Source organism: Nocardiopsis moroccensis (assembly GCF_055763695.1).
The window spans coordinates 4156229-4171554 of record NZ_CP199747.1; the positions used below are offsets into that span (position 1 = coordinate 4156229).

Sequence of the window (15326 nt, forward strand, 5' to 3'; positions counted from 1 at the left end):
AGCCCCCCGACCAGGCCCGTCTGCCCACAAAGAAGGACCTACCAGTTGGTAACAATTCGGAACGCCAGGCCTGAGACCTAGAGCACGTGAGCCAGGACACCTTATGGTTCCGCCATGGGTGTATTGCGGAAGCGTGTCCTTTTTCGTGTCCTTCTGGGGTTTGTCGCCACTGTTGCGTCTCTTGCTCTGATCGCGTCTTTGCTTGGCGTCTGGGCGGTTCGACGATCGTTCCCGACTACCTCCGGAGAACTGTCCCTGTCCGAGCTCGCCGCACCGGTGACCGTGCTCCGGGACGAGTGGGGCGTGGCGCACGTGTACTCGGACAACGCCGAGGACCTCTTCGTGGCGCAGGGGTTCACCCACGCGCAGGACCGCTTCTGGGAGATGGACTTCCGCCGCCACGTCACGGCGGGCCGCACGGCCGAGCTCTTCGGACCGGACCAGGTGGAGACCGACGTCTACCTGCGCACCATGGGCTGGCGCCGGGTCGCCGAGCAGGAGTACGACCTCCTGGAGGAGGACACCCGGCGCTACCTGGACGCCTACGCGGCCGGGGTGAATGCCTGGATCGACGACAACGAGGGCCTGGAGGCCGGCCTGGAGTACGGACTCCTCGGCGTCACCGCGGACGACTACACCGTCGAGCCCTGGACGCCCACCGACAGTCTCGCCTGGCTCAAGGCCATGGCCTGGGACCTCGGCGGCAACCTCCAGGCGGAGACCGAACGCGCCCAGCTGCTCGCCGCGGGCCTCGACGAGGACATGATCGAGGATCTCTACCCGGCCTATCCGACCGGGCAGCACGCCCCCATCACCGACACCGACGAGCACCGGGGGGCCGCCCCCGAGGCCGACCTGGGTCGCGCCCCCGAACTGTCCGAGGAGGCCCTCGCGGCGATCGAGGGGCTCTCCGGCATCCACGCGGCCGTCCCCGACCTCCTCGGCCCGTCCACCAGTCCGGACCTGGGCTCCAACTCCTGGGTCATCTCCGGTGAGCACACCGGCACCGGCGCCCCCCTGCTGACCAACGACCCTCACCTGGGCGCGTCGATGCCCTCCACCTGGTACCAGATGGGGCTGCACTGCACGGAGCTCACCGAGGAGTGCCCGTTCGACGTGAGCGGGTTCAGCTTCTCCGGCCTGCCCGGCGTGGTCATCGGCCAGAACGAGTCCATCGCCTGGGGCTTCACCAACCTCAACCCCGACGTGATGGACCTCTACCTGGAACAGGTCGAGGGCGACCACTACGTGGTGGACGGCGAGGAGCGCCCGTTGGAGATCGTCGAGGAGACCATCGCGGTCTCCGGCGGCGAGGACGTCGAGCTGACCGTCCGCTCCACACACCGCGGCCCGATCCTGTCGACCACCGAGGCCGGCGCCGACCTGCGCGAGATCGGCGAGAACCCGGACGGGGGCGACGACGCCCCCTACGAGGTGTCCCTGCGGTGGACCGCGCTCCAGCCGGGCACCGTGGCCGACGGCCTCTTCGCCATGAACCGGTCCCGGGACTGGTACGGCTTCCGCGAGGCGGCGAGCAAGTTCGACGTCCCGGCGCAGAACCTCGTCTACGCGGACAACGAGGGCAACATCGGCTACCAGGCACCCGGTCTGGTCCCGGTTCGCGGCGAGGGCGACGGCCGCTGGCCCGCCCCCGGCTGGGTCTCGGACTACGACTGGGAGGAGGAGTACATCCCCTTCGACGAGCTCCCCAGCGTGCTCAACCCCGAGTCCGGGGTGATCGTCACCGCCAACCAGTCGGCCGTGGACGAGGAGTACGAACACTTCCTGACCGCGGACTGGGACTACGGGTACCGGAGCCAGCGCATCAACGACCTGCTCGACGAGGCGATCGCGGACGGGCCGGTGGACGTGGAGGACATGGAACGCGTCCTCATGGACTCCCACCACGGTGCGGCGGAGGAGATCACCCCCCACCTGCTGGACGTGGAGGTCGACGGCACCGCCGCCGAGGCCCAGGCCCTGCTGGCGGACTGGGACCGCTTCAACGAACCCGACTCCGCCGGGGCCGCCTTCTACAACGCCACCTGGCGCCACCTGCTGCCGCTGCTCTTCGACGAGCTCGGCGAACTCGACATGAGCAGCAGTTCGCGCGGCATGTACGTGGTGACCCGGCTGTTGGAGGACCCCGAGTCCACCTGGTGGGAGGGGAGCGAGGCCGACGGCCGGGACGAGGTGCTCGCCGCGGCCATGGAGGCGGCGACGGCCGAGCTCACGGAACTGCTCGGCGACACCCCGGCCGACTGGCGCTGGGGCGAGCTGCACACCCTCACCGCGACCCACGAATCGTTCGGGACCTCGGGGATCGGCCCGGTGGAGTGGCTGTTCAACCGCGGCCCGGTCGAGAGCTCCGGTGGTTCGAGCATCGTGAACGCCACGGGTTGGAACGCGGCCGAGGGGTACGAGATCACCGCGGTGCCGTCCATGCGCATGATCGTGGACCTGGCCGACCGGGACTCCTCCAGGTGGATCCACCTGACCGGCAACTCCGGCCACGCCTTCCACCCCAACTACGACGACCAGTTGGAGCTGTGGGCGCGGGGCGAGACCCTGCCCTGGGCGGTGACCGAGGAGGCGGTCCGGGAGGCCGGCACGGACGAGCTCACCCTCGTCCCCTGACCACCACCCCGGCCCGGCGAACGGCTCCGGAGGCGGCCCCGCCGCCCCCGGGGCCGTTTCTCCGTTTCCGGGGCCGCCCCGATCACAGCGGGAACGAGGTGCCGGTCATCTCCTCGGACAGGTCCCACAGCCGTCGGGCCGCCGCGGGGTCCTGTGCGGCGGCGCTCCTGTTGGAGGGGCCGGGGGCACCGTTCATGAACAGCCCGGTGGGACCGGCGAAGGCGGCCCCTGGGACGTCCTGGGTGGCGGCGTAGACCGTGGGCAGGGCCCCGGCGGCGGCGCTCTGCGCGAGGACCCGGTTGCTGATCCGCATCAGCCGGTCCAGGAACGGCTTACCGCTGCGGCTCTGGAGGTTGGTGGCGGCGTAGCCGGGGTGCGCGGCGGTGGCCAGCACCTGCGAGCCGACCTCGTCCAGCCTGCGCTGGAGCTCCAGGGTGAACAGCAGGTTGGCCAGTTTGGACTGCCCGTAGGCCCGGTAGGGGGTGTAGCGGCCCTCCAGGTTGACGTCCGCGAAGTGGATGCCGCGGACCGACCTGTGCAGCCCGGAGGAGAGGGTGACGACCCGCCCGGTGACGTGTTCGAGGAGGAGGTTGGTGAGGGCGAAGTGGCCCAGGTGGTTGACGCCGAACTGGGTCTCGAAGCCGTCTCTGGTCCGGGACTCCGGGATCGCCATGAGGCCGGCGTTGTTGATCAGCAGGTGGAGGTCGCCCTTCCATCCGTCGGCGAACTCACGGACGGAGGCCAGGTCGGCCAGGTCCAGGCGGCGGACCTCGGTCTCCCCTCGGATCTGCCGGGCGGCCTCCTCGCCCTTGCCGGTGTCGCGGACGGCCAGGACCACGCGGGCGCCACGTCCGGCCAGGACCTTGGCGGTCTCCAGGCCCAGGCCGCTGTTGGCTCCGGTGACGACGGCGGTTGTGCCGGCCAGGTCGGGCAGGCTGACGTTGTTTTCACTCATGGGGCCAAAGTAGGGGCATCCGCCCAAAGTTGTCAATGACAACAATGATGTCAACGTAAACATCGGTCTATGCTGGCCGGTATGGCTGACCGTCGCTACCACCACGGAGACCTCCGCGCCGCCCTGCTGGACAGCGCCGAGCGCACTCTCTCCGAGCGCGGCCCCTCCGCGCTGTCCCTCCGCGAACTCGCCCGTGAGGCGGGCGTCAGCCACGCGGCCCCGGGCCGTCACTTCAAGGACAAGCAGGCCCTGCTCGACGCCCTGGCACTGAGCGGTTTCCAGCGTTTGCGGGCAGCGCTGGACGCGGCCGGCCAGGACACGCCGGACACCGCGGCGTACCTGTTGGCCCTGGCCCGCGCCTACACGAACTTCGCGCTGTCCAACGCCGCCCTGCTGGACCTGATGTACGCGCGCAAGCACGACAGCGACATCTCCGACCAGCTCGCCGAGGCCGTCGGCGACATGCTCGACGTCGTCCTGTCCGCCATCGCCGAGGGCCAGCGCACCGGGGAGATCACCGCGGGCGACCCCGGCGCCATCGCCTTCACCGTGGCGTCGACCCTGCACGGCTTCGCCTCGTTCAGCGCCAACAACACCGTCGAGGACGTCGACGAGAGCCTGCGGGAGGTCGTCCACCTCCTGATGACCGGCCTCAGTCCGCGCACCGCCTGAAGTCCCCCGCACCCCTGCGATCCCGGCACGCCCCGAAACCGGGGTGCGCCGTCCACACCGGAGGCCGTAAACTCCCAGATCCCTCCAAGAGAAGAAGAATCCATGGAATTCGCCGGTGACTTCGAGACCCACCTGACCCTGCGCGCGCAGAGTGAGGCCGAGATCGCGTCCGCCGCCGACTGGGCGGCCGAGCAGGGGCTCAAGTTCACGCACATCGAACTCGACCGGGGGGACAGCCCCTCGCAGCCGATGGTCACTTACCACGGCCACGGCACCCTCAGCGGACAGCACGCGCTCGCCGAGAGCTGGGGCGATCGCCTGGCCGAGGGCGGGTTCGAGGTCACGAGGGTCAAGTTCGAGGTCTCCCCGCACAACGCGGACGTACCGAACGACCGTCAGGAGGCGCTCGCGCTCGGACCGGGCCGTTACTTCGAGACCCACCTCAAACTCCTGCTGCCCGCCGACGCCGACCTCGGCGAACTCTCCCGGCTGGTCGCGCCGCACCGGGCCCGGCTGTCCCGCAACGCCCGACGCACCCGACAGGACGGGCGCCAGGAACGGTTCGTCACCCAGCGCTGTTCCGGCGTGGACAAACACGTCGCCTACGAGCTGTACTTCTCCCTGCTGAAAGAGCTGCGGGCGTACGGGCTGGGAACCGCCTTCAGCGGAGAGAACGGGGTGATCGGCTTCGAGCGGGAGTTCGTCGTGTACGACAGCGCCCTCGAACTGGACGCGGGATGGCTGGACGAGGCCCCGGTGGAGGTTCCGCCCCAGTTCCGCTACTCCCGGTACGAGACGGGTTACCCGTCCACCCACCTGCCGGTCACCGCCGGACCGCACGCCACCCAGGAGCAGGTGTTCGACCCGGCCCTGAAACACTTCAGCCACGCCTACCGGGCCAGCGAACCGACCTTCGCCGACGCGGCACTCGCCGAACGCTGGTGGGAGGCCAACCGGCTGGCCATGGAGCACGTCCTGCGCGCGGTCTCCGGCACCGAATGGTCGGAGGGCCTGGTGCTGCGCGGCAGCGCGACGATGCCCCTGTGGGTCGGGGACCGGGCCCGCCGGGCCCGCGACCTGGACTTCGTCACCCTGCCGGAGACGAGGTCGGCCGAACACCACGACTCGGTACGGATGCTCGACGACCTGGTGATGGCGGTCGGGGAGGCCGAACCCCCCACGGGGCTGGTGTTCGACGTGGCGCACACCCGCCGGGAGAGCATCTGGACCTACGAGCGCGCCTCGGGACGACGGCTCGTCATCCCCTGGGTGCACGGGACCGGCCCGCAGGCGGCCCTGCCGCCGGGCGCGGTCCAGATCGACGTGGTCTTCCAGGAGCCCCTGCCCGAAGCCCCTCGGACCACCGTGCTCGGGGACGTCCCCGTGCTGGCCGCGGGCCCCGAACTGTCGTTGGCGTGGAAGGTGCTGTGGCTGTGCACCGACAGGTACCCCCAGGGCAAGGACCTCTACGACGCCGTCCTGCTCGCCGAGGCCCACCCGCTCCCGCACGAGCTGCTCATGCGGGTGCTCCGCCCGGAGATGGGCGCGGAGGCCGACCTGGTGGACGAGGCCTACCTGCGCCGGCAGGGGTGCTGCGACCCACAGGAGTGGGCGCACTTCGTCCGTGACTGCCCGTGGGTGGAGGGCGGCCTCGACGACTGGCTGGACCGTTTCGAGGCCGCCCTCGCCCCCGTCTTCGCCCGGGCGCGCCGGGCACCGGAGGGTTAGGGCGCGACCCGTCGGCCCGCCGGGCCGCAGGTCCGGTACCGGCGGGCGGACGGCTCGGACACCGCCGACGACCGCCGCGCGGAGGGACAGTCAGGCGCTGCTGACGGACAGCTTCACCGCGAACCCCAGGAACAGGGCCCCGACCGCGGAGGTGGCGCCCGCCGAGAGCCGCCTGCGCCGCCCGAAGGCCGCTGCCAGCCGGGTCCCGCTGAAGATCAGCACCGACAGGTAGAGCAGGCTGACGAACTGCAGCAGGAGGCCCAGCACCAGGAAGGACAGTGCCGGGTAGGCGTAGGCGGGGTCGACGAACTGTACGAAGAAGGAGATCAGGAAGAGGATCACCTTCGGGTTGAACAGGGAGACCACGAGAGCCCGGCGGAAGGGGCGCTCCGCTCCGCCGATGCCCGGCCCGGCACCTCCCGCGGAGACGGCGGCGGTGTCCGCAGCGGCGTCGGCGGCCCGCTGCTCCTCGGCCCACCGGTGCCGGGAGGTCCACAGGGCATAGGCGGACCGCAGCATCCCGATCGCCATCCAGACCAGGTAGGCAGCCCCGGCGTACTTCACCACGGTGAAGAGCAACGGGGTGGTTCGGAGGAGCGAGGCCGCGCCGACCGCGGCGAGCAGCATCAGCACGGCGTCGCCGGTGAACACGCCCGCGGCCGCCCTGTACCCGGTGCGGGTTCCGCCGCGTGCCGCGACGGACAGCACGTACAGCGAGTTGGGTCCCGGCAGGAGCACGATCAGGACGAGTCCTGCCAGGTAGGTGGGCAGGTCAGTGATACCGAGCATGGGCGGAGTTTTTCATCCGGGCACCGGTGGCCGGCACCCCCGACCCCTACTTTGTGACCAAGCGGACGCCGCAGCCGGGTGATGCGCCGAGGGCACCTTCCGGCGGGCTCCGGCCCGCGTCCTCAGCCCACGCATTCGCACGGCGGCACGGCGACGTTGAGCACCGTGGCCAGTACCGCCAGGGCCAGCGGCAGCACCACGAACAGCGTCGCGCCAGCGTGGGCGGCCCAGCCGGCGGCGGGTTCCGCCGGCCGGACCTGGCGGCGCACCCGCCGTACCGGGCAGGCGCCCGATGCCGACAGGGCGGGTTCGGGACCGTCCGCACCCGAGGCCGCCATGATCCCCAGGGCATGGGCCAGTGCGTGCGGTCCGGCCTCCCCGGCCGCCCGGTCGTCGGCCACCCACTCCACGAGCTCGGGGACCGCCCCCGCGGCGGCGCGGAGCAGCGGCACCCCGGGGAAGGCCGTGTCGAGCAGCCGCGTCCAGGTGACCAGGAGGTGGTGGCGGCCATTCAGGTGGGCCCGCTCGTGGGCGAGGACCGCGCGCAGCTCGGGCCCGGCCAACCGGTCGACGGCTCCCCTGGTCACCACGATACCGAACCCGCGGCCGGGTACGCAGTAGGCGGCGGGTTCGGGGCTTTCCACCAGCCAGACCCGCTCCAGGTGCAGGGTGCGGCGCCGTCCTCCGGCGGCCAGGGCCCGGGCGTACTCCCTGCGTCGGGCGGCCCGGACCCTGCGGCGTCCGACGGCCGTCCACGTGAGCCGGGCCAGCCCCGCGGCGCCGAGGAGTCCCGCGACCGCGAGCCCGTTCTGCGCACCGTTCTGCTGCACCGCCTGGAACAGGTCGGCGCAGGCGGAGACCAGCGCCTTCACTCCGGGACCCATCACCCTGGTGGCCAGGGTGGCGAGCAGGGCGGCGCAGGCCAGCAGCCACGTGGCGGTGGCTAGCGTCCACAGGGTGAGCATCGTCCGGGCGGTGGCGCCCAGGCCCCGGTGGAGGGCGCGCAGCGCCCGGGGGCCTGTGAGGCTCCACAGCACCAGGGCGGCGAGCGCCGCCATCGACCAGGTCACGGGTCCTCGGTCCGGGGGATGTCGGCGAGCAGCCCGCGGAGGACGTCGAGGTCGTCCGGGTCCATCCGGTCGACGAAGCGCAGCAGGGCCACCCGGGGGTCCCCGCTGTCGTCCAGGGCGCCGTGCATGCGGTCGGCGGCGTGTGAGGCCCGGTCCCGCAGGGCGCGGTAGAACCACAGCCGACCGGTGCGCTCCCGGTCGACCCAGCCCTTGCGGCGCAGGTTCTCCAGAACCGTGGAGATGGTGGTGTAGGCCGGTTCGCGGTCGGCCAGCCCCTCGACCACCTCGCGCACGCTCACCGGACGCCCGGCGGCCCACAGGACCGCCATGACCGCGGACTCCAGTGATCCGAGCCCGGAAGCCGTGTTACTCATGGCCCACCGTTCCTCGTGCGCTTGTCCGTCCAAGAATAGGCATCCCCGCACGGCGCTCAGCCGCCGGGCCGGGCGGCCGGGGCGGTCGGCGCCACGGGCACCGTGCTCCTACTCCGCACGTCCGGCTGCCCCCTCGGCCGCGGTCCCGGCGGCCTCCGGGTCGTCGGGCCCCGCGTCCCGCCCGGTCTCCGCCCCGGCCCGGTTCCGGCGCCGGGCCAGGAGGGAACCGCCCACCACCAGGGCGACCGCCGCGGCCAGGGCCGCCAGGGCCACCAGGTCGGTCGAGCCGCCCAGCCGTGCGAGCGGCACCTGGGCCCGGTCGGCGACCCCGGCCATCCAACCGGTGCCGGGGAGGCCGACCATCGAGGCGGTGCCGTCGAAGACCGTGAACAACACACCGATCCCCACGAACAGTCCCCCGGACAGCAGCGCGCTCGTGTGCGTGCGCAGCGGTCCGATCTCCACGGTCCGGCCGCGCAGCCAGCGGCGGCGCCCCAGATCGTAGTGGTCCCACAGCAGTGCCAGGAAGAACATCGGCAGCACCATGCCCAGCCCGTAGGCGGCCATGAGGAGCATGCCGCGGCCCGGGGTTCCGGTCGCCGCCACTGTGAGCACCGCCCCGAGAATCGGCCCCGAGCAGAACCCGGCCAGGCCGTAGACCGCGCCCAGGCCCAGGACGGACAGGTTTCCCCTGCCGCCCGCGAACCGGCTCTGTGCCCGCGCCAGGACGCCCCAGGTGAAGCCGAGCCCCAGGATCTGGGCGGCGCCGAAGGCGATGAGCAGGCCGCCCGCCACGTTGACGAGCAGGTCGCGGTGGCCGTGGAAGAGGACGCTCACCATGGCCGAACCCGCTCCGAGCGGGACCAGGGTCAAGCACAGGCCCGTGTAGAAGACGCCGGTACGCAACAGGAGCCGCCCCGGGTCACGGAAGGCGTAGGCGAAGAAGGACGGCAGCAGCAGGGCGCTGCACGGGCTGAGCAGGGCCAGCAGCCCGCCGAGTACCGCGGCAACGAACCCGATGTCCACGGTGTTCACTCCCCTGCCGCGGCGAGGGCCGCGTCGATGCTGCGGAGGAACACGTCGAGGGGCTGCGCACCCATGACGGGATCACCGTTGATGACGAAGGCGGGGGTGGCGCTCACCCCGATCTGCTGGCCCTCGACGAAGTCGTGGCTGACGGCGATGCCGCTCCGGTCCGAGTTCAGATCCTCCTGGAACCGGTCGCCGTCCAGGCCCAGCTCCTCGACGATCTCCTGCAGGACCCCGTCCGGATCGGTGGCGGACTTGAGGTCCTCCTGACGTTCGAACACGGCCTCCTGGTACTCCCAGAACGAGTCCTGCTCACCCGCGGCGACCGCTCCGGCCGACAGGGTCTGCGACAGTTCACCGAGGTAGGGGAACTCCCGCCACTCGATCCGCAGGTCACCGGAGTCCACGTAGCGTTCGACCAGTTCGGGCTGGGTCTCCTGGGACCAGGCCGCGCAGTAGGGGCAGGCGAAGTCGGAGTAGGCGACCAGGACCACGGGGGCGTCCTCGCGGCCCAGGGCCATCGGGTCGTCGGCGGTGCGGCGGGCCAGGTCCTGGCCCCACTCACGCTGTTCCTCGTCGACACGGTCGGCAGCGGAGGCGGTCTCGGGCGCGTCCGGTTCCCCGGTCCGTCCGCCGCCCTCCAGGTTCAGGCCCACGGCCACCGCGACCACCAGGGCGAGCAGGACCGCGCCGCCCAGGAGCAGCGGTGACACGGTTCCGCGTGCGGAGTCCTTCGTCCCCGGGGCGCCCTTCGGCCCCCTGGTCCCGCGCGACCGCTCGGAGTCGCCGGACCTCTCTTCGCCCTTCGGCATACCGCCCCCGTCTTCGTTTTCTATGACAGGTAGAGAGTATTCTATTGGTGATAGAAATCAATGGCAGCACTCCGTGGAGTCGGCAACCGGGACGCTGCGGGGAACCGGAGACGACCCCGGAGAGAACACGGGCCCGGCGGCAGCCCTGCCACCGGGCCCGTGGCACCGGGCCGGGAGGCCCGGTGGGACGGCCGGGCGCCGCCTACTCCCCCGAGATGAGCCGGGAGACGTAGAGCACCGCCCCCGCGGCGAGGGCGGCCAGGAGCACGGACGCCACCAGGGAGGCCAGCCCGAGGACCACCCCCTCCAGGGCGACCCAGGAGGCCAGGAAGTCCCGGGTGGCGGTGCGCGAGAGCACGAACACGCCCATGAAGACGAGGAACGCGACGACTGGGGAGAGCTTGTTCACCCGCACATCGTAGGACGTCCGGTTGATCGCTGTTTCACCAGTTCCACAGGGTTCATCCGGACCGCGGCGCGGGTACCACCCGACTGTGGCCGGCCCGGGGGAGGCCGGTCGTCGAACAGCAGGAGGGCAGATGCGAGCGACCGCCGGAGACCGCCTGCACACGCACGGGGTCACCAGTTCCAAGGGCGAGCACAACGCCGAGATCATCGAGGTCCGAGGGGCCGACAACGGCCCGCCCTACCTGGTCCGCTTCGCCGACGGCGAGGAGCGGGTCATCTACCCGGGGCCCGAGACCGTGGTGAACCCCAGGGAACCGCAGGACTGAGAAGGAACGGGACCGGCTACGGTCCGACCGAAGAGCGGACAGGAGCCCCGGCCCCGCGCCGGGACTCCGCCACGTGGCCGGGCTCACTTGCTGGTGATGCTCCACGTACCGTCGCCGGTCGCAGCAGCGTTGTTGAGAGCGGTCCACGCATCGTCGTTGAGCTTGAAGGCGTCGAGGAGGTAGGCGGAGATCGCGTCGGCGACGAGGGCGACGCGGGCGGGGTCCTCGTCGGTGGTCTCGGCGACCATCTCGCCGGCGAGGCCACCCAGGGTGTGCTCGCCCTCGGCGATGGCGAGCAGACCTTTCGGGGACGGGCTGAGGTGGTAGGCGTCGGTGAACCACTCCGGCCCACGGGTGGAGAGCTGCGACTGGTCCTTGCCGCCCGCGACGATCAGGGCCGGGGTGGTCATGGTGGAGTAGTCCGGCCTCATGAACGGAAGGTGTTCGGCGGCGAACGGGGTGAGGGTGTCGCCGGTTCCGGTCGCGGCGATCAGCGCGCCGGCCGAGACCGCGGAGTGGGAGAAGTCCTCTCCGGGAGAGCCGTCAGCGTCGAGCACGCGCGCGCCGAGGAGCACACCGGCGGTCTGGGCTCCCCAGGAGTGGCCGACGACCGCGATGCGCTCATGGTCGGTGCGGGCCTCCAGGCCGCCGGCTTGGCGAAGGATGTCGCCGAGGCCGTCGACGACCGCGTGGAGGTCGGCGATCCGGACGCGCCAGATGGTGGCGAAGCGCGGGTCGTCCCACGCGATGCCGTTGCGGCGGGAGTCCAGGTGGGTGGGCTGCACGACGATGAATCCGGCGGCTGCCCACCGGTCGACGAGGGGTTCGTATCCGTCCAGGGACCATGCGTTGCCGTGGGAGAACACGATGACGGGAAGGTTCTGTCCCAACAGCGGGGCGGTGACCTTCACCTGCAGGTCGGGGCTGCGGCCGGGCGCGGGAACGGTGATGGGCTTGACCGCGACGATCCGCTGGTCGAGGTGGCTGGAAGACATGGGAGACCTGCGCTTTCTCCATGGATCGCTCTGCCATACTTTGACGGAGCGCCGTTCCGCCAACTTAGCGGAACATTGTTCCGCGAGCAAAGGAGGATCCGTGCCGGAACCGGTCGGAGTACGTCAGGCACAGGCACAGCGCACCCGCAGCGGAGTGCTCTCGGCAGCGTCGGCGGTCTTCGTGGACCAGGGCGTCCAAGCCCCCATCCGCGACATCGCCGAACGCGCCGGCGTCGGCGTCGGCACGATCTACCGGAACTTCCCGACCCGGGCGGACCTCGTCACCGCCGTCTACCGGCACCAGATCGACACCTGCACCGCACTCGCGCCCCAGCTCCTGGAGGAATCGGCCTCCCCGTTCACCGCCCTGACCCGCTGGGCGGACGCGTTCGTGGAGTTCCTGGTGACCAAGCACGGCCTCAGCGCCGCCCTGGGCTCCGGTGATCCAGGGCTGGAGAAGCTCCACGCCCTCATGCTCGACACCCTGGTCCCGGCCTGCGCGACGCTGCTCGACGCCTGCGCCGACGCCGACGAACTCAGCCCCGGCATCACCGCCTACACGCTCATGCGCGCCATCGGAAACCTCTGCATCACCGGCCCCGACTACGACAGGGCCGACGCCAAGCACATGGTCGCGACCCTCCTCGCCGGATGCCGTCGCGAGGCATAGCGACAGGGCCCGACCCGGAGGGGGCGGCCACCGTTGCCCCCGTTGACAAACGTGAGCCAGAACACAACAATGATCACACTATTGGGAGCGCTCCCACTCCATGCCGCCACCCCCCAGCGGAAGGAACCACGTGCCTCTTCGAAAAGCCGTCGCCCTGAGCGCGGTAGCAACGCTCGCCGCGGGCCTGCTCGGCCCGGCCCCCGCCCACGCCGACGAACCGCCCCAGCAGATCTCCAACGGCGACTTCAGCCAGGGAACCGCCGGTTGGTGGGCCAGCCCCGGAGCGGAGATGGACGCCGCCGAGGGGGTCCTGTGCGTCGACGTCCCCGGGGGCACCGGCGACCCGTGGGAGGTGATCGTCGGCCAGGACGACGTCGCACTGACGGCCGGTGAGTCCTACGGCTTCTCCTTCACCGCCTCCGGCCTGGAGGGGCGCCCCATCCGCTCCCTCGTACAGGAGCCCGTGGACCCCTGGAGCACCGAGCTCGACGAGCGCCCGGTCCTCAGCGCCGAGCCGACCACCCACGAGTACGTGTTCACCGCGTCGACCGACCGCGACGACGCCCAGGTGGCCTTCCAGATCGGCGGCAGCGAGCAGGCGTGGACGTTCTGCCTGCACGAGGTCTCCCTCGTCGGCGGAGCCGAACCCCCCGTCTACGAGCCGGACACCGGACCGCGCGTGCGCGTCAACCAGGTCGCCTACCTGCCCGAGGGACCCAAGGCGGCGACGGTCGTCACCGAGGCCGCCGAAGGCCTCCCCTGGGAGGTCGCCGACGCCGACGGAACAGTCGTCGCCGAGGGCACGTCCACACCCCGCGGCACGGACGCCACCTCCGGGCAGAACGTGCACACCATCGACTTCGGGCACCTCACCGCGGAGGGGGAGGGTTACACGCTGACCTCCGACGGCCAGACCAGCCACCCCTTCGGCATCACGGCCGAGCCCTACGCCGCCCTGGCCACGGACTCGCTGAACTTCTACTACACGCAGCGCAGCGGCATCGAGATCCTCGACGAGATCGCCCCCGGCTACGGGCGCGCGGCCGGTCACACCGGTGTCGAACCGAATCAGGGCGACACCGAGGTGACCTGCCACCCGGACACGCCCTGCGACTACTCACTGGACGTCTCCGGCGGCTGGTACGACGCGGGCGACCACGGCAAGTACGTGGTGAACGGGGGCATTTCCGTCCACCAGCTCATGAGCGCCTACGAGAGGACCCACACCGCGCCGACCGGAGACCCCGGACGGGTCGGGGACGGCGCCCTGGCGGTGCCCGAGAGCGGCAACGGGGCACCGGACGTCCTGGACGAGGCCCGCTGGCAGATGGAGTTCCTGCTCAGCATGCAGGTGCCCGAGGGCGAGGAGCTGGCCGGCATGGCCCACCACAAGGTCCACGACCTGGAGTGGACGGGGCTGCCGATGATGCCCGCGGACGACCCGCAGCCCCGGTACCTGCACCCGCCGTCCACCGCCGCCACCCTCAACCTGGCCGCCACGGGGGCCCAGTGCTCCCGGGTGTTCGCCCCCTACGACTCCGGCTTCGCCGAGACCTGCCTGACCGCGGCGGAGACCGCCTGGGAGGCGGCCGTGGCCGAGCCCGAGCGCTACGCCGACCCCGAGGGCGCGGGCGGCGGCCCCTACGACGACGACAACGTGGACGACGAGTTCTACTGGGCGGCCGCGGAGCTCTACCTGGCCACCGGCGGGGCGGAGTACGAGGAGGCGTTCACCTCCTCCGCCCTGCACACCGGCGAGGTGTTCACCGCGGACGGCTTCGACTGGCGCTGGACCGCGCCGCTGGGGCGCCTGCAGCTGGCCACCGTGCCCAGCGCTCTGGCCGACCGCGACGAGGTGCGCGACTCCGTGCTCGACGGTGCCGAGCAGTACCTGGAGAACGTGCGCGAGCACCCGTACGGCCTGGCCTACTCCCCCGAGAGCGGGGTCTTCGCCTGGGGCTCCAACAACCTGGTCCTGAACAACATGGCCGTGCTCGCCACCGCGTACGACATCAGCGCCGACGAACGCTACCGCGACGCCGTGCTGGAGGGGATGGACTACGTCCTGGGGCGCAACGCGCTCAACCAGTCCTACGTCACCGGTTACGGCACCAACGACGCGGTCAACCAGCACAGCCGCTGGTACGCCCACCAGCTCGACCCCGCCCTGCCCAACCCGCCGAAGGGGACCCTGTCCGGCGGGCCCAACTCCGACACCGGCACCTGGGACCCGGTGAGCCGGGCCAACCTGGAGGGCTGCGCGCCGCAGTTCTGCTACATCGACCACATCGACGCGTGGGCGACCAACGAGCTGACGATCAACTGGAACTCGACCCTGGCCTGGGTGTCCGGCTTCGTCGCCGACCAGGGCACAGCGGCCGTACCCGCCTCCTCCGACTGCGAGGTGGAGTACTCGACGCACGATGTCTGGTCAGGCGGGTTCAACACCCAGGTGACCGTCCGCAACAACGGGACCGAGCCCGTCAGCGGCTGGGAGCTGGACTGGTCCTTCCCCGGCGGGCAGACGGTGGACCGCTCGTGGAGCTCGGAACTCGCGCAGGCCGGGCGCGTGGTGACCGCCAGCGGCCTGGACTGGAACTCCGTGATCCCGGCCGGCGGTGAGGTGACCTTCGGTTTCGTGGGCCACAACCCGTCGGAGCACGTCCCGTCCCCGGAACGGTTCACCCTCAACGGCACGGTCTGCGGCTGACCGTCCGCACCGGCCCCGCCCGAGGCGACCGTGTGCCCGCTCCCAGGAGCGGGCACACGGTCGCGGGCCGTCCCGGCCGACGCCGAGCTGTCCGGGGTCCCGGGCACGGCGGAGCGCAGGGAACTCCGTCGGCCTCACTTCCGCAGCCGAG

14 protein-coding genes are annotated in these 15326 nt (G+C 71.4%); 6 read left to right on the plus strand and 8 right to left on the minus strand.

Features of this window, described 5'->3' with window-relative positions; all coding sequences use genetic code 11:
• Window positions 1-114 precede the first annotated feature (114 nt).
• Entirely contained in the window at window positions 115-2637 is a 2523-nt protein-coding gene (locus ACUKCB_RS18465; RefSeq protein WP_473036856.1) for a penicillin acylase family protein, read from the plus strand.
• An 82-nt stretch (window positions 2638-2719) separates the two neighbouring features.
• On the opposite strand, the gene ACUKCB_RS18470 is transcribed toward ACUKCB_RS18465, so the two are convergent.
• Window positions 2720-3592 carry an oxidoreductase gene (locus ACUKCB_RS18470; protein WP_473036857.1) on the minus strand — a complete coding sequence of 291 codons (873 nt, stop codon included), beginning with the start codon at window positions 3590-3592 and terminating at the stop codon, window positions 2720-2722.
• An 81-nt stretch (window positions 3593-3673) separates the two neighbouring features.
• On the opposite strand from ACUKCB_RS18470, the gene ACUKCB_RS18475 reads away from it, so the two are divergent.
• Both ACUKCB_RS18475 and ACUKCB_RS18480 read left to right on the plus strand, forming a co-directional pair.
• Complete coding sequence (locus ACUKCB_RS18475) at window positions 3674-4264, plus strand: TetR/AcrR family transcriptional regulator (protein ID WP_473036858.1); 591 nt, start codon at window positions 3674-3676, stop codon at window positions 4262-4264.
• Between the two features lie 102 nt (window positions 4265-4366).
• A complete protein-coding gene (locus tag ACUKCB_RS18480; RefSeq protein WP_473036859.1) occupies window positions 4367-5992 on the plus strand; it encodes a nucleotidyl transferase AbiEii/AbiGii toxin family protein in 1626 nt (541 codons plus the stop codon).
• 90 nt (window positions 5993-6082) lie between these two features.
• Here ACUKCB_RS18480 and leuE read toward each other — a convergent pair whose 3' ends face one another.
• The 6 genes from leuE to ACUKCB_RS18510 form a co-directional block, all read right to left on the minus strand.
• Window positions 6083-6781, minus strand: a complete 699-nt coding sequence (gene leuE / locus ACUKCB_RS18485; protein WP_473036860.1) for a leucine efflux protein LeuE — start codon at window positions 6779-6781, stop codon at window positions 6083-6085.
• Between the two features lie 122 nt (window positions 6782-6903).
• The gene (locus ACUKCB_RS18490; RefSeq protein ID WP_473036861.1) at window positions 6904-7851 is read right to left on the minus strand and encodes a M56 family metallopeptidase; all 948 of its coding nucleotides are present in this window, start codon (window positions 7849-7851) and stop codon (window positions 6904-6906) included.
• Entirely contained in the window at window positions 7848-8225 is a 378-nt protein-coding gene (locus ACUKCB_RS18495) for a BlaI/MecI/CopY family transcriptional regulator (RefSeq protein ID WP_473036862.1), read from the minus strand. The genes ACUKCB_RS18490 and ACUKCB_RS18495 overlap by 4 nt, the downstream gene beginning before the upstream one ends.
• 108 nt (window positions 8226-8333) lie before the next feature.
• Window positions 8334-9251: a cytochrome c biogenesis CcdA family protein gene (locus ACUKCB_RS18500; protein WP_473036863.1), complete on the minus strand. Its 918-nt coding sequence runs from the start codon at window positions 9249-9251 to the stop codon at window positions 8334-8336.
• A 5-nt stretch (window positions 9252-9256) separates the two neighbouring features.
• A complete protein-coding gene (locus tag ACUKCB_RS18505; protein ID WP_473036864.1) occupies window positions 9257-10066 on the minus strand; it encodes a DsbA family protein in 810 nt (269 codons plus the stop codon).
• A 202-nt stretch (window positions 10067-10268) separates the two neighbouring features.
• Window positions 10269-10475, minus strand: coding sequence for a hypothetical protein (locus ACUKCB_RS18510; RefSeq protein WP_473036865.1), 207 nt, complete (start codon window positions 10473-10475; stop codon window positions 10269-10271).
• Window positions 10476-10605: 130 nt separating this feature from the next.
• Here ACUKCB_RS18510 and ACUKCB_RS18515 point away from each other — a divergent pair, with 130 nt between their 5' ends.
• Window positions 10606-10800, plus strand: coding sequence for a DUF1918 domain-containing protein (locus tag ACUKCB_RS18515; protein WP_191276188.1), 195 nt, complete (start codon window positions 10606-10608; stop codon window positions 10798-10800).
• Window positions 10801-10883: 83 nt separating this feature from the next.
• Here the strand turns inward: ACUKCB_RS18515 and ACUKCB_RS18520 are convergent, their stop codons facing one another.
• On the minus strand, window positions 10884-11795 hold the full coding sequence (locus tag ACUKCB_RS18520) for an alpha/beta hydrolase family protein (RefSeq protein WP_473036866.1): 912 nt from the start codon (window positions 11793-11795) through the stop codon (window positions 10884-10886).
• Between the two features lie 100 nt (window positions 11796-11895).
• Here ACUKCB_RS18520 and ACUKCB_RS18525 point away from each other — a divergent pair, with 100 nt between their 5' ends.
• On the plus strand, window positions 11896-12465 hold the full coding sequence (locus ACUKCB_RS18525; protein ID WP_473036867.1) for a TetR/AcrR family transcriptional regulator: 570 nt from the start codon (window positions 11896-11898) through the stop codon (window positions 12463-12465).
• A 100-nt stretch (window positions 12466-12565) separates the two neighbouring features.
• Complete coding sequence (locus ACUKCB_RS18530) at window positions 12566-15175, plus strand: glycoside hydrolase family 9 protein (RefSeq protein ID WP_473036868.1); 2610 nt, start codon at window positions 12566-12568, stop codon at window positions 15173-15175.
• Window positions 15176-15326 lie beyond the last annotated feature (151 nt).

Bases quoted from the DNA above. Each gene is read 5' to 3' on its own strand.
- leuE (WP_473036860.1), bottom strand. From the start codon at position 6,781: ATGCTCGGTATCACTGACCTGCCCACCTACCTGGCAGGACTCGTCCTG.
- ACUKCB_RS18465 (WP_473036856.1), top strand. From the start codon at position 115: ATGGGTGTATTGCGGAAGCGTGTCCTTTTTCGTGTCCTTCTGGGGTTT.
- ACUKCB_RS18530 (WP_473036868.1), top strand. From the start codon at position 12,566: ATGCCGCCACCCCCCAGCGGAAGGAACCACGTGCCTCTTCGAAAAGCC.
- ACUKCB_RS18515 (WP_191276188.1), top strand. From the start codon at position 10,606: ATGCGAGCGACCGCCGGAGACCGCCTGCACACGCACGGGGTCACCAGT.
- ACUKCB_RS18495 (WP_473036862.1), bottom strand. From the start codon at position 8,225: ATGAGTAACACGGCTTCCGGGCTCGGATCACTGGAGTCCGCGGTCATG.
- ACUKCB_RS18520 (WP_473036866.1), bottom strand. From the start codon at position 11,795: ATGTCTTCCAGCCACCTCGACCAGCGGATCGTCGCGGTCAAGCCCATC.
- ACUKCB_RS18480 (WP_473036859.1), top strand. From the start codon at position 4,367: ATGGAATTCGCCGGTGACTTCGAGACCCACCTGACCCTGCGCGCGCAG.
- ACUKCB_RS18505 (WP_473036864.1), bottom strand. From the start codon at position 10,066: ATGCCGAAGGGCGAAGAGAGGTCCGGCGACTCCGAGCGGTCGCGCGGG.
- ACUKCB_RS18470 (WP_473036857.1), bottom strand. From the start codon at position 3,592: ATGAGTGAAAACAACGTCAGCCTGCCCGACCTGGCCGGCACAACCGCC.
- ACUKCB_RS18475 (WP_473036858.1), top strand. From the start codon at position 3,674: ATGGCTGACCGTCGCTACCACCACGGAGACCTCCGCGCCGCCCTGCTG.